Origin of the sequence: Streptomyces lothianensis (assembly GCF_047779955.1) — a bacterium.
In the GTDB taxonomy this organism is placed as follows: domain Bacteria; phylum Actinomycetota; class Actinomycetes; order Streptomycetales; family Streptomycetaceae; genus Streptomyces.
This window is the reverse complement of the sequence record NZ_JBLMKT010000021.1, coordinates 68,842-90,252: the sequence shown is the minus strand read 5'-3', so window position 1 is coordinate 90,252 and position 21,411 is coordinate 68,842. Positions and strand designations below refer to the sequence as shown.

General features: G+C 71.5%; 24 protein-coding genes. 12 read left to right on the top strand and 12 right to left on the bottom strand.

Going from position 1 to position 21,411, the window contains the following annotated elements; all coding sequences use genetic code 11:
- The first annotated feature begins 303 nt into the window (after positions 1-303).
- The 3 genes from ACLF6P_RS05025 to ACLF6P_RS05015 all read left to right on the top strand — a co-directional run bounded on the left by ACLF6P_RS05025 (position 304) and on the right by ACLF6P_RS05015 (position 3,298).
- Entirely contained in the window at positions 304-1,677 is a 1,374-nt protein-coding gene (locus tag ACLF6P_RS05025; RefSeq protein WP_415948369.1) for a ferredoxin reductase family protein, read from the top strand.
- Positions 1,678-1,797: 120 nt separating this feature from the next.
- Positions 1,798-2,433 carry an FMN-binding protein gene (locus tag ACLF6P_RS05020; RefSeq protein ID WP_415948367.1) on the top strand — a complete coding sequence of 212 codons (636 nt, stop codon included), beginning with the start codon at positions 1,798-1,800 and terminating at the stop codon, positions 2,431-2,433.
- Between the two features lie 85 nt (positions 2,434-2,518).
- The gene (locus tag ACLF6P_RS05015; RefSeq protein WP_415948423.1) at positions 2,519-3,298 is read left to right on the top strand and encodes an FAD:protein FMN transferase; all 780 of its coding nucleotides are present in this window, start codon (positions 2,519-2,521) and stop codon (positions 3,296-3,298) included.
- Between the two features lie 310 nt (positions 3,299-3,608).
- On the opposite strand, the gene ACLF6P_RS05010 is transcribed toward ACLF6P_RS05015, so the two are convergent.
- From ACLF6P_RS05010 to rpmG, 5 genes are all read right to left on the bottom strand, one after another.
- Positions 3,609-6,461, bottom strand: coding sequence for a type 2 lanthipeptide synthetase LanM family protein (locus ACLF6P_RS05010; RefSeq protein WP_415948366.1), 2,853 nt, complete (start codon positions 6,459-6,461; stop codon positions 3,609-3,611).
- A gap of 91 nt (positions 6,462-6,552) precedes the next feature.
- Positions 6,553-6,756: a DUF6229 family protein gene (locus ACLF6P_RS05005; protein ID WP_415948364.1), complete on the bottom strand. Its 204-nt coding sequence runs from the start codon at positions 6,754-6,756 to the stop codon at positions 6,553-6,555.
- 121 nt (positions 6,757-6,877) lie between these two features.
- Entirely contained in the window at positions 6,878-7,114 is a 237-nt protein-coding gene (rpsR, locus tag ACLF6P_RS05000; protein ID WP_415948421.1) for a 30S ribosomal protein S18, read from the bottom strand.
- A gap of 57 nt (positions 7,115-7,171) precedes the next feature.
- The gene (locus ACLF6P_RS04995) at positions 7,172-8,293 is read right to left on the bottom strand and encodes a CobW family GTP-binding protein (RefSeq protein WP_415948362.1); all 1,122 of its coding nucleotides are present in this window, start codon (positions 8,291-8,293) and stop codon (positions 7,172-7,174) included.
- A gap of 3 nt (positions 8,294-8,296) precedes the next feature.
- The gene (rpmG, locus tag ACLF6P_RS04990) at positions 8,297-8,461 is read right to left on the bottom strand and encodes a 50S ribosomal protein L33 (protein ID WP_415948361.1); all 165 of its coding nucleotides are present in this window, start codon (positions 8,459-8,461) and stop codon (positions 8,297-8,299) included.
- A gap of 75 nt (positions 8,462-8,536) precedes the next feature.
- Here rpmG and rpmB point away from each other — a divergent pair, with 75 nt between their 5' ends.
- The 5 genes from rpmB to ACLF6P_RS04965 all read left to right on the top strand — a co-directional run bounded on the left by rpmB (position 8,537) and on the right by ACLF6P_RS04965 (position 11,165).
- Positions 8,537-8,773, top strand: a complete 237-nt coding sequence (gene rpmB, locus ACLF6P_RS04985; protein ID WP_415948360.1) for a 50S ribosomal protein L28 — start codon at positions 8,537-8,539, stop codon at positions 8,771-8,773.
- Positions 8,773-9,078, top strand: a complete 306-nt coding sequence (gene rpsN, locus ACLF6P_RS04980) for a 30S ribosomal protein S14 (protein WP_415948358.1) — start codon at positions 8,773-8,775, stop codon at positions 9,076-9,078. The genes rpmB and rpsN overlap by 1 nt, the downstream gene beginning before the upstream one ends.
- Before the next feature lie 36 nt (positions 9,079-9,114).
- A complete protein-coding gene (rpmF, locus tag ACLF6P_RS04975) occupies positions 9,115-9,282 on the top strand; it encodes a 50S ribosomal protein L32 (RefSeq protein ID WP_415948356.1) in 168 nt (55 codons plus the stop codon).
- Between the two features lie 213 nt (positions 9,283-9,495).
- Positions 9,496-9,975 carry a cation:proton antiporter regulatory subunit gene (locus ACLF6P_RS04970; protein WP_415948355.1) on the top strand — a complete coding sequence of 160 codons (480 nt, stop codon included), beginning with the start codon at positions 9,496-9,498 and terminating at the stop codon, positions 9,973-9,975.
- A gap of 5 nt (positions 9,976-9,980) precedes the next feature.
- The gene (locus tag ACLF6P_RS04965; protein ID WP_415948354.1) at positions 9,981-11,165 is read left to right on the top strand and encodes a cation:proton antiporter; all 1,185 of its coding nucleotides are present in this window, start codon (positions 9,981-9,983) and stop codon (positions 11,163-11,165) included.
- 115 nt (positions 11,166-11,280) lie between these two features.
- Here the strand turns inward: ACLF6P_RS04965 and ACLF6P_RS04960 are convergent, their stop codons facing one another.
- The 4 genes from ACLF6P_RS04960 to ACLF6P_RS04945 form a co-directional block, all read right to left on the bottom strand.
- Positions 11,281-12,534 (bottom strand): cation:proton antiporter, encoded by a 1,254-nt coding sequence (locus ACLF6P_RS04960; RefSeq protein ID WP_415948352.1) that lies wholly within the window; start codon positions 12,532-12,534, stop codon positions 11,281-11,283.
- Positions 12,535-12,538: 4 nt separating this feature from the next.
- Positions 12,539-13,009, bottom strand: a complete 471-nt coding sequence (locus ACLF6P_RS04955) for a cation:proton antiporter regulatory subunit (RefSeq protein ID WP_415948350.1) — start codon at positions 13,007-13,009, stop codon at positions 12,539-12,541.
- Positions 13,010-13,196: 187 nt separating this feature from the next.
- Positions 13,197-14,282, bottom strand: a complete 1,086-nt coding sequence (locus tag ACLF6P_RS04950) for a DNA alkylation repair protein (RefSeq protein ID WP_415948349.1) — start codon at positions 14,280-14,282, stop codon at positions 13,197-13,199.
- 26 nt (positions 14,283-14,308) lie between these two features.
- The gene (locus ACLF6P_RS04945) at positions 14,309-14,602 is read right to left on the bottom strand and encodes a hypothetical protein (RefSeq protein WP_415948347.1); all 294 of its coding nucleotides are present in this window, start codon (positions 14,600-14,602) and stop codon (positions 14,309-14,311) included.
- Positions 14,603-14,706: 104 nt separating this feature from the next.
- Between ACLF6P_RS04945 and ACLF6P_RS04940 the strand changes: the two genes are divergently transcribed.
- The gene (locus ACLF6P_RS04940) at positions 14,707-15,261 is read left to right on the top strand and encodes an ABATE domain-containing protein (protein WP_415948346.1); all 555 of its coding nucleotides are present in this window, start codon (positions 14,707-14,709) and stop codon (positions 15,259-15,261) included.
- 128 nt (positions 15,262-15,389) lie between these two features.
- Positions 15,390-15,923: a hypothetical protein gene (locus ACLF6P_RS04935; RefSeq protein WP_415948344.1), complete on the top strand. Its 534-nt coding sequence runs from the start codon at positions 15,390-15,392 to the stop codon at positions 15,921-15,923.
- A gap of 143 nt (positions 15,924-16,066) precedes the next feature.
- Here the strand turns inward: ACLF6P_RS04935 and ACLF6P_RS04930 are convergent, their stop codons facing one another.
- Positions 16,067-16,930: an alpha/beta fold hydrolase gene (locus tag ACLF6P_RS04930; RefSeq protein WP_415948343.1), complete on the bottom strand. Its 864-nt coding sequence runs from the start codon at positions 16,928-16,930 to the stop codon at positions 16,067-16,069.
- A gap of 71 nt (positions 16,931-17,001) precedes the next feature.
- On the opposite strand from ACLF6P_RS04930, the gene ACLF6P_RS04925 reads away from it, so the two are divergent.
- Positions 17,002-17,967, top strand: a complete 966-nt coding sequence (locus ACLF6P_RS04925) for a GlxA family transcriptional regulator (RefSeq protein WP_415948342.1) — start codon at positions 17,002-17,004, stop codon at positions 17,965-17,967.
- A gap of 1,063 nt (positions 17,968-19,030) precedes the next feature.
- Here ACLF6P_RS04925 and ACLF6P_RS04920 read toward each other — a convergent pair.
- Entirely contained in the window at positions 19,031-19,639 is a 609-nt protein-coding gene (locus ACLF6P_RS04920; protein WP_415948341.1) for a DUF7683 domain-containing protein, read from the bottom strand.
- 407 nt (positions 19,640-20,046) lie between these two features.
- Here ACLF6P_RS04920 and ACLF6P_RS04915 point away from each other — a divergent pair, with 407 nt between their 5' ends.
- On the top strand, positions 20,047-20,853 hold the full coding sequence (locus ACLF6P_RS04915; protein ID WP_415948339.1) for an IS5 family transposase: 807 nt from the start codon (positions 20,047-20,049) through the stop codon (positions 20,851-20,853).
- Here ACLF6P_RS04915 and ACLF6P_RS04910 read toward each other — a convergent pair.
- Positions 20,795-21,301 (bottom strand): hypothetical protein, encoded by a 507-nt coding sequence (locus ACLF6P_RS04910; protein WP_415948420.1) that lies wholly within the window; start codon positions 21,299-21,301, stop codon positions 20,795-20,797. The genes ACLF6P_RS04915 and ACLF6P_RS04910 overlap by 59 nt on opposite strands.
- Between the last annotated feature and the right edge of the window lie 110 nt (positions 21,302-21,411).

Sequence of the window (21,411 nt, the reverse complement as noted above, 5' to 3'; positions counted from 1 at the left end):
ACACCGGCCAGGACGTCGGCCGGAGGACGGGACCGGACGTCGGCCCGCGGACGGGACCGGACCACCTGTCTCGGGCCGGCCGGTCGGGGCGGTTACCCCCAGACCTCGATCCTCCGGAAGATCGCTTGCTGACATCACAGGCCCAACGCCCGAAGCGCCTTGGAGGCGCAAGGTGACCGTATCGACCGCTCCGATGCCTCGAAGGCGAGCCTGCGATGACCACCCCGACCCGGCCGGCGGAACGACGACCAGGCATAGTCCCGTACAGCCATCACCCGACCGGTCGACCGGAGGTTCACGTTCGTGGCCACGACCTCTTACGGGCGAGCGGGCCGACGCCAGGCCCGGCGCCGTGTCCGTCGGCGCCGCTCGCCCGCGATACCCCTGCTCGTCTCGGCGTGGGGCGGGGCAGCTGCGGTGGTGTGGCTGTGGTGGCAGAACACGCCCGCGGTGCTCCCCGAGCCGGGGGACCGGCTCATCCACGCGGGGCGGATCACGGGGCTGCTTGCCGGGTACGTGATGGCGCTGGTCGTGGTGCAGATGGCGCGCGTCCCGGCGCTCGAACGGCGGGTGGGCTCCGACCGGGTGTCGCGCTGGCACGCGACGAGCGGCCGGTACGCCCTGTCCCTCACGCTCGCGCACGTGGTCCTGACCGTGTGCGGGTACGCGCTCCAGGGGCGGATCGGTGTCGTGGCGCAGACGGTGTCCCTCGTGACCGAGTACCCGGAGACGGGCAAGGCGGCGGCCGGGACCGCGCTCCTGCTGCTTGTCGGTCTGGTGTCCGCCGGGGCCGCACGGCGCAGGATGCGCTACGAGGTCTGGTACTACCTGCATCTGCTGACCTACCTGGCGGTCTTCCTCGCCTTCTGGCACCAGCTCGCGACCGGCGCCGAGTTCATCGGCAGCCCTCTGGCACGCAGGGCCTGGTACGCGCTCTACGGCACGGTCGCCGTGCTGCTGCTCTGGTACCGCGTGCTGACGCCGATCCGCCTCAACCTCGTCCACCGCTTGCGGGTCGAGGAGGTGGTTCCCGAGGCTCCGGGAGTGGTCTCCGTGTACCTGCGCGGGCGGCGGCTGCACCGGCTGGGCGCCGAGGCCGGCCAGTTCTTCCGCTGGCGTTTCCTCACCGCGGGGATGTGGTGGACGGCGAACCCGTACTCGCTGTCCGCGCCACCGAGACCGGATCTGTTGCGGATCACGGTCAAGGCGGTCGGCGGGCACAGCTCGGCGCTCGTCGGGCTGCGGCCGGGGACCCGGGTGTGGGCGGAGGGCCCGTACGGGTCGATGACCGCGGCCCGCCGCAGCCGGGGCAAGGTGCTGCTGATCGCGGGTGGCGCGGGGATCACTCCGCTGCGGGCCCTGTTCGAGACCCTGCCGGGCGCGGGCCGTGACCTGACGCTGCTCTACCGGGCCCGGACCGCCGACGACCTTGCACTGCGCGAGGAACTCGAGGCGATCGCCGACGAGCGCGGGGCGCAGCTGCTGTACGCGGTCAACGGACCGGGCGGGAAGCGGCCGGCGATCAGCGCGAAGATGCTCCGCGGGATCCTCCCGGACATCGCCCGGCACGACGTGTACGTGTGCGGTCCGCAGGGGCTCGCGGAGGAGTCGTACGCCGCTCTGCGGGAGGCCGGGGTGCCGGACCGTCGTATCCACCACGAGTCCTTCGCCTTCTGACGAACCTGTCCGGCGGCGGGGCGGCCCGCACCCGCGTGGCGGCGGGGCGGCCCGCACCCGTGTGACGTCGGCTGCCCGCGCCCGTGTGACGTCGGGCGGCTTCCCGGCGCTGAACGTGGTGTGAGGAAGAACCATCCGTTGCGCCGGGCCGTGCTCGCCGGTGCGGGCACCGCCGCCGCCGTCGTGCTGCTGATCGCGCTCAAGCCGACCACGGACCCCGCGCTCGCCCGGGCCGCGGACCCTGGTGCCTCCGGCGTCCCCGTGGCCCCTGCCGACCCGGCCGCGACCCCCTCCGCCTCGCCGTCGTCGCCCGTGAGCGGACCGGCCTCGCCGTCCGCGAGCGCCCCGGCCACGGAGTCCGGCGGCGCGTCCGCGTCCCCCGGGGCCACCGCGGCACGCTCCGCCTCCGCCCCCACCAGCGCCCCCTCCGCACCGAAGACGTCCGCCACCACCCCGGGCGGCGGCTCCGCCGGTTCCACCACCCGCTCGGTCACCGGTGCCACGATCAGCACGCGGTACGGGCCGGTCCAGGTGCGGATCACCCTGGACGGCGACACCATCACGAAGGCGACCGCCGTCCAGTCGCCCTCCTCGACGCCGCGGAGCCGGGACATCTCCGCCAAGGCCGTACCCACCCTGAACCAGCGGACGCTCGCCGCGCAGAGTGCGGACATCGACGCGGTGTCCGGAGCCACCTACACCAGCGCCGGGTACCGCCAGTCCCTCCAGAGCGCCCTGGACAGGGCCGGTGTCTGACCCCGGCGAAGCCGACGGAGCGGCCGCCGGACGGGTGCGGCGCCTGGCGCACTCCGCCGGACGGGTGCGGCACGTGGAGCACTGCATGGGCACGGTGTTCTCCTTCGACGTACGCGGATCCGCGGATGCCCCCCGTACACGGGAGGCACTGGACCGGGCCGTCGCGTTCCTCCACCGCATGGACGCGGTCTTCTCCCCGTACCGCGAGGACAGTGACGTGAGCCGCCTGGCCCGCGGAGAGTGGGCCGAAGGGAACGCCTCCGCGGACGACTGCGACCCCGCGGTGCGCGAGGTCCGGCGGCTGTGCGAGGAGGCGGAACGGCGCACAGAGGGCTGGTTCACGCCCGGTTACGCGCGGCGCGACGCATCCGTGGCGGCGATCTGGGACCCGACCGGGCTGGTGAAGGGCTGGGCCACGGAACACGCGGCCCACCTGCTGGCCGAGGCGGCGCCCGAAGCCGCCGTGTGCGTGAACGGCGGCGGCGACATCCAGCTCCTGGGCGGCCCGTGGCGTATCGGCATCGCCGATCCGCTGGTCCCCGGCGCGCTCGCCACGGTCGTCGAGGTCGGCGCGGACGCGTCACGGACGGCCGTCGCCACCTCGGGTCCCGCCGAACGGGGCTGCCACATCCTCGACCCGCACACCGGCGAACCACCGGCCCTCGCACTCGCGGCCCTGACCGTCGTATGCCCCTCGCTCACCGACGCCGACGTCGGCGCCACCGCCGCGTACGCCCGGGGCGCCGGGGCGCGGGCCTGGCTGGAGCGGCAGCCGGGCACCGAGGCCTTCGCGACGGAGCCCGACGGCACCACCTGGCAGACCGGCGGCTTCGGCCGGTGGCGGTCCCGGCGCCCGACGGAATGAACCGGCACCTGCTCGACCAGCCTGTCCGGTCCCTGCGACCAGGGGCCAGTGCCGCGCAAGGTTCCCTGATGCGGTACTAGTGCCGCATCAGGGAACCTTTGCCCCGTCGCGACGCCCGGCACGCTCCCCCAAGCTCTCAACTTCGTTCGAGCAGGGAGGTACCCCCTTCGCCGCACGGGCCGAAAGCCCGAGTACGTCCAGTACGAGGACTTCCGGCCCGCACTCCCCCAAGCTCTTCGAGCAGGGGGTACCCCCGGAGAGTACGCACCGGACGCCGCTCCTTGACGGGCAAAGGTTCCCTGACGCGGCACTAGGCCGACGCCGGTTCCGGGGGGAGGCCCAACAGGAGCGGAGAGCTCAGCCGGGCGTCCGGGTGCATGCGCAGCAGGTGGTGGACCACGCCGGACAGCCCCGGCAGCAGCCCCGGCGCGAACGCCTCCTTGGCGAGCCCGCCGACCGGACCGCGCTCTTCGATGCCGGAGAGCAGTTCGGCATCGGCCTGCGCGGCGGGCGGGCCCTCGTACCCCTGCAAGGCGCGTACATGGTGGAGGAGTTCCCACAGCCCGAGGTCGCCGTGGCACAGGGTGTGGCTCCAGCCGAAGCCCTCCCGCATCCCGGCCGGTCCGGAGCGGAGCGCGGTCTCCAGGTGGCGGGGGTCGCCGGTGCGGCGGTGGAGGTCGACGGCGGCGAGGCCGATGCCGGTACTGCCGTGGCACCACGCGGTGGGATGGTCGACGTCCCCGCCGATCCGCGCGTCGGCCCAGGCGCCTGCCGCGGGAGAGTACAGCGAGGCTTCGAAGTCGTGGGCCAGGGAGGCCAGTTCGTGCCACCGGCGCCGGTCGGCCGTGCTCCCCGCGGCGGACAGGGCGAGCCGGGTGAGTGCCCACCCGGCGCCGCTGGCGCCATGGGCGAAGCCGCCGATGCCCTCCGGGAACATCACGGTGGACCACCGCGCCCCGCGGTCGTCGATGACGGCGGTCCGCTCCAGGCGCCGGCCCGCTTCCGCCGCGAGGTCCGGCCATCGTTCCTCGCCGGTGAGTTCACCGAGGTCGAGCAGCGGAACGATCACCCCGGCGACGCCGTTGAGCACATCGAGCGCCTCGTCGGCGGCGATGGCCTCCGGGGTCAGCAGCGCGGCCCTGGCGCGGGCGCGGTCGAGCGCCTCGGGTGTGCCGAGGAGCCGGTGCAGCGCGGCCCACGTCCACACCTGGGAGGCGACGCCGGTGAACCCGCCGAGTTGGCGGGTCGGCGCGCTGTCCTCGGTGGCGGCCAGCACCTCCAGGGTTCCGTGCAGCAGGGACTCGACGCCCGGCACCGGGTCGGCCCGGCCCGCCCGCTGCTCCTGCAGGTATTCGGCGAGGGTGAGGGCGACACCGCCCTGCCCGGTGTAGAGGTCCGCGCCGAGCGGTCGTATCGCCCACCCGTAGTCGGTGAGCACCGGACTGATCCAGGTCGCGGTGCCGTCCGTGCCGCGCACACTCGCCGCGCTGATCGTCTCCATGGCCTCGGCCGCCAGCTTGCGCCGCCGCCGCCGGTCCCGGTCCTCGGAGCTCGGCGCGCGAGTGGGCGTCCGTACCCGGTCCGGGAGTTGACGTTCATTCAGATACGCACCGACCAGCGCGCTGCGGATGGTGTCCCGCTCACGGGTGAGGTCCGCCTGCCGCCACCCGCTCAGGAAGTCGGCGAGCCGCTGCCCGTCGACCTGTTCGTCGAAGACGGGGACGTCGCCGACCAGCAGGTCCGCGATCTCCCCGTCGATCACCGCGGGTTCGAGGGGCGCGCCCGGCGCGGCGAGCGCGTTGCGGTGCAGGACGTCGCGGGCCCGCGCGAGGGCGGCCTCGGGGTCGTGCAGCGAGGCGGGGTGCCAGAGCATCCGGCCGATGTCCGTGTACGACTGGGTGGGCCTTCGGATCCTGCGGATGCGGCAGCCGTCGAACACCTCGGTCAGCGGCCCCAGTTCGCCCCGCGCATCGAGCTCGGCCAGGCTCGCGGTGAGCGCGTCGAAACCGACGAGCACCTGGTCCCAGTGGCGGATCAGTACGGGTTCGGGGCTTGGGTGGTTGTGCGCCGGGGGCAGCTCCACCACGCCGATCTCCATCCGGGCGGTGTCCAACCCCCCGTCCGCGATGACCGGGACGCGGATCTGCGGCTGCTGGCCGGGCAGACCGCCCGCGGCCGAGAGGTCCACACCGGCGAGGGCATAGCCGTCGGTACGGAGCGGGAGGATGCCGGTGCGCAGCACGGTGTTGCGGATGGTGCGGGCCGCCTGGTCCACGGCATCGCCGCGTCCGCTCGGCGGAACCTCGACATCGGGGGTGAACAGGGCCTCGGCATCGACCACGGCGGGCGTCGGGCCGTGCGCCACCAGGTTCTCGGCGTGCAGATCGGTCCCTCCGAGCAGCCGCATCACCGCCAGCCAGCCACCCAAGGCGCGGTAGAAGCGGGCGAGTTCCGCCTCGTCGCGGCAGTAGCGGTGGTCGAGGTACCGGGCCCAGCCGTAGCCGTCCCGTACCACCACCTGCGGTACGGCCAGATCCTCGGCGCCCGGGACGGCGGCGACGAAGGAGCGCAGGGCGGCGTCCACCTGGGCCGGACGCGGCTTGTACATGACGCTGTCCGCCGCGAAGACGAACCGGGCGACGGCCCGGCCGCCTTGATGGGTGTCCCCGCGCGCGAGCTCCAGGCCGCGCAGCGGACCCGGATCGCCGCCGAGCAGACCGGCGACGGCCGACCGGTCCGCGGCGAACCGCGCACCCGCCTCCACGACGCCCTCGACCAGCAGGCGCCCCGAGGCGAAGAACCGTTCGCGCAGCGCCGGATACCGTCGGCACAGGACCTCGGCGAACCCGGGCGTGGACGCGTGCTCCAGGAAGGCGTCCCAACGGGCGGCCGAGTCCGCGCCGGGCAGTTCGCCGGCCAGGGCGGCGGCCCGCAGCTCCAGCAGCAGTACCCGGTTGAGCCGGAGCTGCAGAGTGCGGCTGAGCGCCTCGCGCGCCGACTCGCGCAGTACGCCCCGCTCGTCGGAGGCCAGCCCGGCGATCTGCGGAATCCGGTCGTCCAGTTCCGCGAACAGCGGGCCCGCGAAGGCGTCCACCGGCCCCGCGAACCACCCCCCGGGCGGGGGCTCGTCCGCCGTGCGCGCCGCTGCCACCGGTTCCACCATGCTGGGTCCTCTCCTCTGACGGCTGGCGCGCGAGGCCGGGAACCCGTGCGGGCCCCCGGCCTCGCGCGCGACGCGGTACGACGACGATGTGTCAGCAGCAGTAGCTGTGCATGGAACCGCTGCAGCTGCTGCACGCCGTGAACATCGCCTCGGTGGCGTCGGTCAGCGCGGCCTCACCGGCCGCGCCGCCCACGTACAGCGGCCCGGCGGGGTTGTCGGAGCCGAAGGCCGACTCGGCGCCCTGGAGCCAGGCGGTGACGATCGCGTCGGTGCGGGTGCCGGACATGACAGGCATGCGGTTCCTCCTACGAATCGACGGAATTGCGCGGAGCTAAAGAATCCCCCGGAGGATCCCACTCCGGGCGAACGAAACCGGCCATTCGGCAAACAGGGGAACGACGCCCCGGCCGCACCGTCTACTTGCCGCGCGAGTACGGGATGAGCGCCATCTCGCGGGCGTTCTTGACCGCACGGGCGAGCTGCCGCTGCTGCCGCGCGGTCACCCGGGTCACCCGGCGGCTGCGGATCTTGCCGCGGTCGGAGACGAAGCTCCTCAGAAGGTCGGTGTCCTTGTAGTCGATGGAGGTGATGCCTGCCTGATCCAGCGGATTGGGGCGGGACTTGGCAGACTTGACGGACTTGGCGGACTTCATGGACTTGGCCGGATCGAAGGACTTGCGGGCTGCGCTGTCGCGGCGCGGGGACATGGGTCAGACCTCCAGGAGGGTGTCGAACGCGGAGCGCAGGTGCTGCCAGGACGCGCGCCCCGCGGAGTACTCGCGATCGGTCAACAGGCAGGATTCGAGGACCTGTCGGAGCCCGTCGCGGTCCAGGCCGGGCGAGGTGAAGACCAGGTGCTGGCAGCGGTCGCCGTGTTCGGGGTGCCAGTCGAGCGCGGCGGCGGCCCGGCGCACCGGAGGCACGAGCTCCCACGCCGCGTCGGGCAGCGACGCGAGCCAGGGCCCGGCGCTCTCCACGCACAGGGCACCGCCCGCACAGTCCCAGGCGAGCAGTGTGTCCGGCCGGTCGGCGAGCCAGAACCTGCCGCGGCTGCGGGCCGCCGCGCAGGTCAGGTCCTCCAGGGCGGCATACAGTCGCTCGGGATGAAAGGGCCGGTGCGCATGCCAGACGTACGTGGCCACCCCGGCCTGATCGGCTTCCTGCGGCAGCAGTGCGCAGGCCGGGTGCTGGGCGGCGGCCGCCGCCTCGACGTCGAACCCGGCGAGCGCTGCACCCGCAAGCCCGCCGCCGGCGAGGGACACGCGCAGCGCCGTGGGGTGCAGCTGACGCAGCAGCGCCAGGTCCTCGTCGTCCGCCTCGGGACCGTCGGCGACCGCGAGGACGGGCGCGTACTCGATCTGTCGCGCGAAGGTGTCGGCGACGGTCCGTTGGTCGGTCGCGGCGGCCGCGAGCCCGGCCTCCATCAGGTCGTCGCCGTTGCTCAGGCAGGGCAGGACCAGTGCCGGGTCGACCGCTGTGATCACGGCACTCACGGTGAGCCCGCCGGCCGTCATCACTTCGGCCATCGCCTTCGGTTCCACCGAGTCCCACAACTCGACGACGGCGAGCGGGGTCGGTCCGGCGTCGGCCAGGCGTTCCAGTTCGGGGACGAGGTCCTCGCGCAGCGCGCAGCACGCGCAGTCGTTGACGAGCTCGGCCTCACCGCTGTCCAGCAGGCCGTTCGCGTCCCGCAGGGTCCGGGTCACCGTCCCTCGGGTGGCCGTGGACAGATCGTGGTGCAGGGCGACGCTGCCCGGCACGGTGGCCAGCAGCCGGTCGACGGCGGCGCGGCGTGCGTCGGTGTGCAGGCCACCGACGAGGGCGACGTGCATGTCTCAGCGCTCCTCTCGGAAGTCGACGTGCCGACCGGCCACCGGGTCGTACTTGCGCAGGACGAGGCGGTCGGGGGTGTTGCGGCGGTTCTTGCGGGTGACGTAGGTGAAGCCCGTTTCGGCGGTGGAGCGGAGCTTGATGACGGGGCGTAGGTCGGTGCGAGCCATGTGGGGTACAGTAAATGAAAATGATTTCCATTGCCAAGCTCGTGTTCAGGCGAGCGAACAGAGAGGTCCGACACCTTGTCCGCGCACTGCATGCTGACCGGGCGTGAGCCCGGATTCGGCAGGAACGTCTCCCACTCGCACCGGCGCACCCCGCGCCGCTTCGACCCGAACGTCCAGCGCAAGCGCTACTGGCTGGCGAGCGAGGGCCGCCATGTCCGGCTCACACTGAGCGCCAAGGGGATCAGGACGGTCGACTCGATCGGGATCGAGGCCGCCGTGGCCCGGATCCGCGCACGCGGGGGGAAGGTCTGATGGCCAAGAAGAGCAAGATCGCGGCGAATGAGCGCAGGCGACAGATCGTCGCGCGGTACGCGGCCCGGCGCGCGGAGCTCAAGGAGATCATCCGCCGGCCGTCCTCCACGGACGAGGAACGTCTCGCCGCCCGGCAGGAGTTGGCCCGCCAGCCGCGCGACGCCTCCGCCACCCGCGTACGCAACCGGGACGGTGTCGACGGCCGCCCGCGCGGCTACATCGGCGCGTTCGGACTGTCGCGCGTGAATCTGCGGAAGCAGGCGCACGCCGGATTCCTGCCGGGCGTACGCAAGTCGTCCTGGTAGCCGCCCCACCACCCGAAGCCCTCAGGAGGCACTGTCATGGCAGTCCCCAAACGCAAGACGTCCCGCAGCAACACCCGGCACCGCCGCGCCCGGTGGAAGGCCGCGGCACCCGGACTGGTCCCGGTCACGGTCGACGGCGAGCGCCACCTCGTACCGCAGCGTCTCGTCCGCGCATACGAGCGCGGGCTGCTGCGCCCCGAATGAGCCTCGGGCCGGGGAACCACACCAGGACTGCCCCGGCATCCGCGATGGCGCCGCCGGGGCGTGCGGCGAGTGAGCGGAGGCGGCCCACAGGGATGTGAGTACCGGCCACCGGTTCCGGGCGTGGCCCACCTCGCGCGCGCGGGCGGATTCCGGGTGTACCCGCACGGCCCCTGCGCGCGTGCCGTACCCCGGCGGTCACCGGACGATGGGTGGATGGATGTCACCGAGGTGCTGCTGCCCGGCGTGGGCCTGCGCTACGAGTTCACCAATCACCGCGGCGACCGGATCGGTGTCGTGGCCCGGCGCACGGGCGACTTCGAGGTGGTCGTCTACGGGGAGGACGACCCGGACGAGGGCCGGTCGGTGTTCGAGCTCAACGACGAGGAGGCCGACGCGGTCGCGGAGATCCTCGGTGCCCCGCGGATCGCGGAGCGGTTCGCGGACCTCACGAAGGAGGTGCCGGGCCTGGCGTCGGGCCAGGTCGAGGTGCGGGCGGGCAGCGCGTACGACGGCAGGCCGCTGGGGGACACCCGGGCGCGGACCCGGACCGGGGCGTCGATCGTCGCGGTGGTGCGGGGCGAGGAGGTGATCGCCTCACCCACCCCGAGGACCGGCCTGCTCGGAGGCGATGTCCTGGTGGTGATCGGTACGCACGAGGGCATCGCGGGCGTGGCACAGATCATCCGGGGCTGAAGGCCGTGGAGACGTCGGTCGCCCTGCTGCTGGAGCTCGGCGTCATCCTGGCCGCGCTGAGCGTGCTGGGGGCGCTGGCGCGGCGTCTCACCCTCTCGCCGATCCCTCTCTACCTGCTCACGGGCCTGGCCGTGGGGGAAGGCGGTATCGCCCCGGTTCCGGCAGCGGGTGAGTTCGTGGAGGCCGGTGCCGCCATCGGGGTCATCCTGCTGCTCCTGGTGCTGGGGCTGGAGTTCTCGCTCCAGGAGTTCGCGGTGGGGATGCGGCGGCATGTGCCCTCGGCCGCGCTGGACGCGGTGCTGAACGCCGCCCCGGGGGCGGTGGCCGGATGGCTCCTCGGCCTGAACGGTGTCGGGATCCTCGCCCTGGCGGGCGCCACGTACATCTCCTCTTCGGGCATCGTCGCCCGCCTGCTGTCCGACCTGCACCGGCTGGGCAACCGGGAGACCCCGGCGGTTCTGTCGGTGCTGGTCCTGGAAGACCTCGCCATGGCCTTCTACCTGCCCGTGCTCGCCGTCCTGGCTTCCGGGGGCGCGTGGTGGCAGGCGGCCCTGGGCGTTCTCGTCGCGGTCAGCGCCGTCCTGGCCGCCTTCACCGTCTCGTACCGGTGGGGGCATCACCTCGGGCGGCTGGTCGCGCACCCCGATGCCGAGCAGCTGCTGCTGCGTGTCCTCGGCCTCGCCCTGATCGTCGCCGCGCTGGCCGAGTTCGTCCACGCCTCGGCGGCCGTCGGCGCCTTTCTGGTCGGGCTGGCTCTGACCGGGGAGACCGCGACCCGGACCCGGGCTGTCCTCAGCCCACTCCGGGACTTGTTCGCCGCCGTGTTCTTCCTGGCGATCGGGCTGTCCGTCGACCCCGGGGACCTGCTGCCCGTGCTGCCCGCCGCGCTCGCGCTCGCCGCCGTCACGCTCGTCACGAAGGTGGCCGTCGGCCGGTACGCGGCCTCCCGTGACGGGGTGGGCCGACGCGGGCAGTGGCGCGCCGGGACCGCGCTCATCGCCCGCGGCGAGTTCTCCCTCGTCATCGTCGGCCTCGTCGGGACCACGCACAGCACGCTGGGCCCGCTGGTGACGGCGTACGTCTTCCTCCTCGCCGTCGCCGGCCCCCTGCTCACCCGCTTCGCCGGAGTCCTGCCCTTCCGGTCCGGGCCGGTGACCGAGGAGCGGGAGGGCGCGCCTCCTCCGCCATGACCGGCGTGCGTCTCGGCTTCAACGGCCGCCACGGCGGTGCTGGGGCCCGTCCGGCTTCAACGGCCGCCACGGCGTGCTGGGGCCCGTCCGGCCTCTCGCCGCCGTCCGGCGGCGGTCACTCCCTGCCGACCGGGCTGTCGTCGACCGTCTGCGGGCTCTCCGGCAGCGTCGCCGCCGGGGCGGGGGCCGGGGCGGGGGCCTCGTTCCGGCGGCGGCGTGCGGTCAGCCGCCTGGCGATCGGTTCGGTGTAGCGGGCGGTGAGCGGGCCCACGATCACCAGGACGAGCACGTACGCCGTGGCGAGCGGCCCGAGAGCCGGTTCGACGCCGGCGGTCACGGCGAGGCCCGCGATCACGATGGAGAACTCGCCGCGGGCGACGAGCGTGCCCCCGGCGCGCCACCGGCCCTTGACCGAGATCCCGGCACGCCGCGCGGCCCAGTAGCCGGTGGCGATCTTCGTGCCGGCGGTGATCACGGCCAGCGCGAGGGCGGGCAGGAGCACGGGCGGGATGCTGGCGGGGTCGGTGTGCAGGCCGAAGAAGACGAAGAAGACGGCGGCGAACAGGTCCCGCAGCGGGCTCAGCAGGTTGTGCGCCCCCTCGGCGACCTCGCCGGACAGGGCGATGCCGACGAGGAACGCGCCGACAGCGGCGGAGACCTGGAGCTGCTGGGCGATACCGGCGACCAGCAGAGTCAGGCCGAGGACGACGAGGAGGAGCTTCTCGGGGTCGTCGCTGGAGACGAACCGGGAGATGACCCGCCCGAAGCGGACCGCGAGGAAGAGGACCAGGCCCGCGACGCCGAGGGCGACGGCGAGGGTGATGCTTCCGGCGGCCAGGCTCACCCCGGCGAGCAGGGCCGTGATGATCGGCAGGTACATGGCCATGGCGAGGTCTTCGAGGACCAGGACGCTCAGGATGACCGGGGTCTCGCGGTTGCCGAGGCGGCCGAGGTCGGCCATCACCTTGGCGATGACACCGGACGAGGAGATCCAGGTGACACCGGCCAGGACCACGGCGGCGACCGGACCCCAGCCGAGGAGCAGGGCCATCGCGGCGCCGGGCAGTGCGTTGAGGGTGAAGTCGACCAGGCCCGCCGGATACTGGGTCTTGAGGTTGGTGACCAGATCGCTGGCCGTGTACTCCAGGCCCAGCATCAGCAGCAGGAGGATGACGCCGATCTCGGCGCCGATCGCGACGAAATCCTCGCTCGCGCCCAGGGGCAGGAGGCCGCCCTCGCCGAAGGCGAGCCCGGCCAGCAGGTAGAGGGGTATCGGGGAGAACTGGAAGCGTCCGGCGAAACGGCCGAGGAGCCCCAGGCCGAGGATGATCGCGCCGAACTCGATCAGGAAGAGGGCGGAGGAGTGCACGCGATCACTCCCGGCCCAGTATCGAGGCGGCCGCCTCCGCGCCTTCACGGGTGCCGATCACGATGAGGACGTCGCCGCCGGCCAGCCGGAAATCGGGCCCCGGAGAGGGAACCGCGCCGGACCGGCGCAGCACGGCGACGATCGACACCCCGGTCTCCGTCCGCATCCGGGTCTCGCCGAGCAGCCGCCCGTTCCAGTACGAGGTCGAGGACAGCTCGACGCGCTCCGCCACCAGGCCGAGATCCGTGGTGGACAGCAGGTTCGGGCTGTGGTGCGAGGGCATCAGCGCATCGATCAGCGCCTCCGTCTCGCCCGAGGTGAGTTTCACCGAAAGTGCGCATTCGTCCGGATCATCCCGGTGGTACGCGTTGAGCACCCGCCCGCCGTCCCGGCGCGCGACCACCGAGAGGTGCCGCTGTTCGCGTGTGGTGAGGTCGTAGCGGACCCCGATCCCGGGCAGCGGCGTACTGCTCATCCTCCGAGTGGGCACGACGGGTCTCCCTGTGATGTCGACGAGGGGCCCGCGCGAGGCCCACGTACGAGTGACGTTTTGACGATTACTTTACTCGGGAGACGCATCCGGGCGGCGGGCCATGGAGGTGCCACCGAGGCGCCACCGAGGCGCCACCGAAGCGGCTGCGAGTGGGGCGAGGCGTCTGCTCTCAACAACGCAGCGTGAACGCGGCCTCCCCGTGGGGTCGGCCGTTCACCTGGAGCTGCACCAGATGGACGCCCGGGTGGTAGCGCCGGGTACTGATCGGCTTGAAGGAGTGCCTGCGTGTCGCGCGCCATGTCTCGCCGGGAGCCAGGGAACGCGTGGTGAGTTTGAAGACCTTGGGGGTGCGGCTGCCGTTGGCCTTCACGTGGTGGACGACGTAGTCGATGACGAGGTTCGCGGTCCGATCGTGGGCGTTGGTCACCGAGCAGTCGAACACCAGGAAGTCGCCGACCCGGATCTCCGGGGTGTGAACGTGCGGGCCCTCCACGGCGACAGGGCTGTCCGGGGAGTGGCCGAGCAGCGTCAGCGCTCCGGCGTGGCCGGACTTGACCAGGGTCCGCAGGCCGTGCCGTACCAGCCTGGCGGTGGTCGGTGCCGGGGCGCTCAGCCAGCGCGCCGCGACATCGGTGGCGATGTCGGGGTGGTCACGGCTGATGTCGTTGAGGTGGTTGGCCACTGATCTGCGGACGTATTCCGAGTCGTCCCGGTACAGCGCGTCGAGCAGGGGCAGACTGGGGCCCGGATCCGCGATCAGCTCCGGAAGCCGGGGCGCCCAGGGCAGCCTGGGCCGCGTGCCCTCACTGGCCAGCCGGCGGACGTGGAGGTCGGGATGCCCGGTCCACGACGCCACGACCCGCAGCGCGCGTTCCAGGTCGGCACGGAGGAAGGGGCGGACGGCGGTCTCCGCGGTCAGGCGCGGGGTGAGTTCCGCGAGCAGGGCGAGCGCCGGTTCGAAGGCGTCCTGGCCTCGTACGGCGACGGCCTCGGTGACCGGGAAGATCATCCATCCGGTGAAATCACCGTCCCGCAGCGCACCGCGCAACACCTTCGCGAAGGCCGGGTAGTCCGCCGGAAGGTCGGCCAGGACGGCGTTTTTGACCACGGCGACGCGCTCGGTGAAGCTCAGCCCGTCCAGGGCGGCGCCGCACCCCCGGGTCTCGCGCATCGCGATCCCGCCGCCGGCTCGCGTGAGACATCGGGCGAGGGCGGCGACGGTGTCCGCGTCGAGCAGTTCGTCCGCCGAGGGCACGGCGTCACTCTCCTTGATCCTGGGGGTTACGCGGTGTGCAGTACCTGGGCGTGCCGCATCTCGTGCACGGTGCCGATTCGGCTGAAGAAGCCCTGCGCCCGCGGATCGGTCGGCATTTCCCTGGCCGCGCGCTCGGCGACGGCGGCGGACGACCAGACGATGAAGTCCAGGACGGTCCCGTCGTCGAACCGGGCGAGGTGGGCGCCCCGGAAGCCGTCGCCGTAGCGCTCCCTGAGGAGTTCGACGAGCTGTTCGCGGTGGGCGGTGAGGGCGGCGGGGTCCTCGGTGTCGAACCTGACGTACTCGATGGTTGTGCTCACGGCATCACCCTTCGTCGACCATACGACTCACGGATTCGATGGATCAAATCCGTGATCTGAAGCTATCACGGGTTCGCTGTCCTGAATCCAGTAGATTGGGAGGCATGACCATCCGGGACCTGCACGAAATGCCGTGGATCGGCGGGGACCCGGTCCTCGACCTGGCCAACACCGTCGTCGTCGGCGCGGGCCCGGGGCGAAGCGACGTCGACTTCCTCGCGGATCGGGAGCTCACCGGGCGATGGCGCGCCCGCACCGCCGACCGCGGACTGGCCGCCCTCCCCTTGGAGGAGCTGACGCGGTTGCGCGGGCTGGTCCGAGACGCGCTGGACGCGACAGCCGGACAGCGGCCGCTCGCCGACAGCCTGCGGATCCGCCTGAACGAACTCGCCTCGTCCGCCCCCGTCGTCTTCCGGATGACCGGCGAGGGCCTGCTCGCACAGCAGGAACAGGGCGGCGGCGCCGACGCAGTCGTCGCCCGCGAGACCCTCGTCCTGGCCGCCGGGTCGGACCGTCAGCGGGTGCGGCGCTGCCCCGCCCCCAGCTGTGGCATGTTCTTCCTGGCCAGGCGCCGTGACCAGGCATGGTGCTCCCTCGGCTGCGGCAACCGGGCGCGATCCACCCGGCGTCAGCCACGAGAAGCGGGAACCCGCAGCTGATGTGACGGCGGAACGCGAACCCCGAGCCATGTCCCGAGCCGTATCCCGAGCCATGTTCGAAGCCATGGCCGAAGCCATTCCCGAAGCCATTCCCGAAGCAAGGCGTCCCGGCCGGGCAAGGAGGCCACATGCGTGAGGCGTACTCGCCAATCCCGGAGCTGAACCTGCTCAAGGCGTTCGAGGACCGGATCGGTCCGGTCTACTACTCGGAGGGTTTCGAACTGCGTGAGTACGGCGCGGACGCCGGCCTCCACACGTGGTCGGAGCATCCGGAGTTCCTGAGCCGGTTCATCCCCTTCGCACAGGCCAACGGCTCCGGATCCGGCTACGCGCTGTGGCGGTGCGACGATCGGACCGACCTTGCCACGCTGCCCGTCGTCCTGGTCGGTGATGAAGGGCATCTCTATGTGATCGCGCGAAGCCTGGTGGAGCTGTTCCAGCTTCTGGCCGTCGACAGCGAGCCCGTCGCGGACTTCGGGTTTCTCGCCTCAGGGGATGTCGAGGAACACAGCGATGGCCACCAGGAGTTTCTCACCTGGTTGAACCAGAGTTTCGGCCTTGAGCCACCGGAGGACCTGCATGTGCTCTGGGCCGGGCGAAAGGAGTATGACGATCGGTTCAGGGCATGGGCGAGCCAGTTCGTCGAGTTGCACGATCACTGACACCCGCTTGGGGTCGCGTGCTGTCGGGCAGGTCGCGGGGAGCAAGTCGGCTCCCTGAACGGTTCCCGCCCATCCGCCGCTTGGGCGTCCTGGAGAGCGCAGCCCCCCGCCCCCGCCCCCAGCCCCTACGCCGCCTACGCCGCCTACGCCGCGAAGAAGTCGCTGAGCGCGCGTGCGACCCGTCCGGGCGCGTTCTCCGTGGGGATGTGGTGCGCATCCGGGACGCGTACGAGCCTGGTGTGCGGGATCTCCGAGGCGAACTTCTCGGCGTACTCCACCTTCTGGAAGCTGTCGTCCTCGCCCCAGATCAGCAACTTGGGCGTCGTGGACCGCTGCAGGACGGGGACGAGATCGAGGGTGTAGCGGTTGTCGGCTGCGCCCGCCATGGCCATCCAGGAACGGCGGACCCGCAGGTCGGTCCACGGATCCACGTACTCCGCGACGAGCGGCTCGGTGGCGGCGCCGGCCAGGGCCGTTGTCACGGCCTGGCGGCGGGCAGCGAGCATCTCGTCGGCGGTGGTGGCCGCGACGACCTGCGGGTCGCGGAACCGGGCCACGCCGGGCACGGGCCAGGAGTCGTAGGTGACCGAGTTGAGCAGGGCGAGGCGCGGCACCTCCAGTCGGTTGTGGGCGAGGAGGTGCTGGGCGACGGCGCCGCCGATGTCGTGGCCCGCCACGGCGATCGGTCCGGTGAGCTGCAGCGCGGACGCGAACCGTGTCACCCAGTCTGCAAGGGACGGGACCGTGGCCGTTTCCAGGGTGAGCTCGCCACCCGAACGTCCAAGGCCGGGAAGGTCGACTGCGATCGGCCGTAGCCCCGCGTCGGCGAGGTGGCCGAGTACCGGGAGCCACACCCTGCTCCAGTACGTTCCGTGCAGCAGCAGAACGGGTCGGCCGTCCTGCCGCCCGGCGGTCAGGTAGCTGGCCGTTTCGCCGTCGACCTGGACCGTGTTCCTGACCTCTGTCGTTTCGGTGGTGTTTTTCATCATGGGGCTCATGGGGCTCATGGGGCCACTCTGACGGGGAGTCGATCTCCGTGCCGAGAGTCTTGAAAGACACCTGAAGGTACATTCCTGCCATGAGCCTTCACCGGGTGGTGGCCCTGCTCAATCCACCGCAGTCCCCCTTTGAACTGGGCTGTGCTGCCGAGGTCTTCGGCACCGTCCTGTCGGATGCGCCTGCCCGCTACAGCTTCCGCATCTGTGCCGAGCGCCCCGGACCGCTGCGGACCACCATCGGGTACCCGATGCTCGTCGATGCGGGGCTGGAGGCCCTGAAGGAGGCGGACACCGTGGTCGTTCCCGGCTGGCAGCCGCCCAGCGCGCCGGTGCCGCCGACCGTCGTCGCGGCACTGCGGGCCGCCCACCGGCGCGGGGCGAGGATCGTCGCCATCTGCACGGGAGCCTTCGTCCTCGCCCGGGCCGGACTGCTCGACGGCCGCCGTGCCGCCACCCACTGGCGGCACGCGGAGCGGCTCGCAGCCGCCTTCCCCCAGGTGGAGGTGGATCCGGACGTGCTCTACGTGGACCACGGCGACGTGGCCACCAGCGCCGGAACCGGCGCCGGCATCGACCTGAGCCTGCACCTGGTGCGTTCCGACCACGGCGCGGCCTACGCCGCGCAGATCGCCCGGAACATGGTCCTGCCCCCACACCGCGAGGGCAGCCAACTCCAGTACGCCGCACAGGCCGCCCCGGCCAGGACGGCGGACGAGTCACTGGCACCCCTCCTCGAGTGGGCCACCTCCCACCTCGACTCTCCACTGCCTCTGCACCGGCTCGCCGAACGAGCGGGCGTTTCCACCCGGACCCTCGCCCGGCGCTTCGCCGAACAGCTCGGCGTCAGCCCGGGGCAGTGGCTCCTGCGCCAACGCCTCGATGCCGCACGGGTGTTGCTGGAGCAGACCGACCTGCCGGTAGAAGCCATCGCCACCCGCGTCGGACTCACTTCGGCAGTCAACCTGCGCCGTCGCTTCCGGACGCATCTGGGCACCACACCCGGCGCATACCGACGCACCTTCAGTCGAACGCGGGCGGCTGCTTGACGAACGGCGCCCGTTCTCGTGCCGTATCCGCCACCCGACTCCGCATGGGCGGGGGTCGGACGCTCGATGACCCCCGAACTACCCGAAAGACCCGACCCCCAGAAACCCGGAAGGGGCCCGACCCGCTAAGCGGATCAGGCCCCTGACCTGGTACTTCACTGTCGGGGTGGCGGGATTTGAACCCACGACCTCTTCGTCCCGAAGCAACTTGGGCGGGCGCTCGGCCTGCGGCCGGAGTGGTTCTGACCTGCTGAGATGGTCCGCGACTGTGCGCGCTTGTGCGCCGTTGTGCGTCGGCGTTGTCACGCAGTTAGACACTCAGGTCGCGAGTGCCCTCGACGCCCTCTGTCCGCCCAGTAGGCCACGGCAGCCGAGGCACGCAGAGAGCAGGGCCGCGATGTTCGCGTAGGTACTGGTGGCTTCCGCGGCGGGCTTTAAAAAGATCACGGCGATCACGATTACGACTACTGTCCACCGGTCGCGTCGGCTGTTTGACAGATGCCACTGGTTGAGGGGCACACTCATGACGATGTCCTTCCGGATGTCTTGAGCCCGTCCGGGCGCCTGAGCCTCCAAGCGTGGTCGCCTCGGGCGGGTTCTGAATCGCACGCTCATCTTGTAGAGCGATGCGGTTGACGCTAGCAATGTGAGCGTTGCGGCGGCTGAGATGGCTTCGCTGACCGGACATCCGCTTTGCGGGTGTTTCATCCGATCTAGGGGCTTCGTTCGTGTAACTAATACCCTCAAGTTTCCGCCACCCAAGATGCCTCGAATGAAGGCTCACCAGGGCGTGAACTTGCAGGTGACACACCATTATTTGATTTGGGTCCCTATTTGAGGGTACGGCACAGGTTGGCTGATTCTTTTCCCTCTGGAGTCGGTTAGCCGGAGCTTTGCGAACGCACGCGGCGGAGTCTCAACGGGCGCCGTAAACCCTTCGCCCCGAACTACCGGCGGTGCGGTCGCTTAGGTCTCCTGACCTGCTCAGGCGGCCGGTGAGGGGCTACTGCGGTCGGTGGTGGTTGGCACAGTTGCGGTACTTCTCTGCTGTACCGCAGCCCCTCTACTCGGCGGCCTCCGCGCCAGTGAAGTAGTCGAGCGCAGGGTCGGGCGGCCCGCAAGCCAAGATTGCTTCGATCGCATCCCAGGAGCCGACGGGCACCCGGTAGCAGTTGATCATCCAGGGGTCGTCGCGATCTGGGGTGATCACCTTGCGCAGCTTGACGATCTGTTCGCTGGTGATCGGATGCGACGTACGCAGCGTCTCATCGTGCTTGCTGTACCCCTCCAAGGACCAAACGACGTTGGCCGGACCGACGTCAACTATGTGGAAGGTCATCCACTCGACTCCAGGGATCGTGAACTCGGCGCCGGTCGTCATAGCAGCGATGCCCTCGAATTCATGGCGGAGGCCGTCCGGGTTGCTCACGCTCCAGCCTCGCGCGAGCGCCCAGGCAGCCTCCAGCGCAGCGAGGAACGCCTCCGCGGCGGTCTCCTGGTGGAGCGGGGATGTCACGCAGACCTCGGCCAGTTCTGGGATCTTCCAGTACCGCTCGTAGCTCTCGATCTCCATGGGGCTGCCCAGCAGGTCCTGCATGCGGCGCACCAGGTGCTCGGCCTTCTGTTGGGTGCTGACCCGCATGAAGCAGCGCCACCGGATCGACGTGAACACGGGAGACCTCCGAGGTCGGTGGAGCGGCTTTGGGCTGGAGCTGCTTTGGGGCGAGTGATCATGGCCCCTTGCGCTGACCCGCGAATCGGGCAGGCCTGTGGACCTGCCCGTTAGTGCCCGATGTGGGGCCATGATCTTACTGGCTGTTCTCTATCCGTTCGCGTGCCCGGTCGGCTTCGAACAGGGCCCCGGATCGGGTGAGATTGCTGGTGCCGAGGCATGAGAGAAGGGCCTCTTGGTAGCTCGCGGATGTCGAGTCCAGCGAGGAGCAAGAGGCCCTGTTGTCGAAGTGTCGCGTGGTCGCGGTCACCGGGTCCAGTCCGGCCACTCCTGGGTGTGACTGTCTCGCCCACAGGTTCGGGAACGCAGCCGACCGGCCGGAGCGCCGGCCCCGGTACGGCTCGGACATGAGCGATGCCGAGTGGGCTGTGGTGCGGGATCTGCTGCCGGTTCCGGGATGGCTGGCGGGCCGGGGCGGGCGGCCGGAGGGCTACTGCCACCGGCAGATGATCGACGCGGTGCGCTACCTCGTCGACAACGGCATCAAGTGGCGGGCGATGCCGTCGGACTTCCCGCCCTGGCCGCGCGTCTATGCCTTCTTCATCCGCTGGCGGGACACGGGATTGATCGCCGAGCTGCACGATCGGCTGCGCGGGTCCGTCCGCAGGGCTGAGGGCCGTGACCCGGAGCCGAGTGCGGCGGTCATCGACTCGCAGTCTGTGAAGGCGGACGCCACCGTCGCTCTCACCTCGCGGGGCTTCGACGCCGGGAAGAAGATCAACGGACGCAAGCGGCACCTGCTCACCGACACCCTCGGACTGCTGCTCTGCGTGCGGGTCACACCGGCGTCCACTACCGACCGGGACGCCGCCCGGACCCTGCTTCCGGCGGCGACGGGCTGCTTCCGGCAGCTGTCACGGGTCTGGGCCGACGGCGGCTACACCGGCCACCTCGTCGACTGGGCCGCCGCGCACCTCGGACTCGTCCTGGACATCGTCCGCCGCAGTGACGACGTCCAGGGCTTTGAGGTGCTGCCCCGCCGCTGGGTGGTGGAGAGATCTTTCGCCTGGTTCCTTCGCAGCCGGCGCCTGGTCCGTGACTACGAACGGCGCACCGACACCAGTGAAGCCGTCATCCTGTGGTCGATGACCACCCTCATGAGCCGCCGCCTGGCCGCCCGGCAGCAGAGCCCTGCTCCGCTGCGGGCAGCGTGAACCTGCCTGGTTTTCCCTCGACCAGCCAGCCCCGTTCCACCAGCCTCTTCAGCCGTGCCCTCGCACCCTCGACGCGGGAGGCGGACGCGCTGTCCCAGCCCAGCACCACCGCCGCCCTCCGGGCGCCGAGCCCGTCGCCTCCCGCCTCCACCACGGCGGCCATCAACGCCTGGTAGTCCACCGACAACAACCCGGTCCCGGGGGCGTTGTCCCGGTGGGTCACCGCCCGGCGCGGCCCCACCGGCTTCTTCTGCGGTGCTTGGCCGACCGCCTCGGAGGGCGCCTCTTCCTCGGCCAGCGCCTCCAGATACTGCTCCAGGCCGATCACCCGGCGCCTGAGCACCTCTCCGACCTCCGCCAGGGCCGCCCGCACCCGTTCCAGCTCGGCTTCGAGTTCCTCCACCCGCACCGCCGCGGCCTTCTGCCGCGTTTCCAGCACCGCCCGCATCGACGGCATCCGCCACCCCTCACGACGTCTCGATCAGCAACGGACCGAGACTCCCTCGCCAGCCGCCATGTCATGCCGGACCAGCGGAAACCGCACACGAGGTTCGGAAG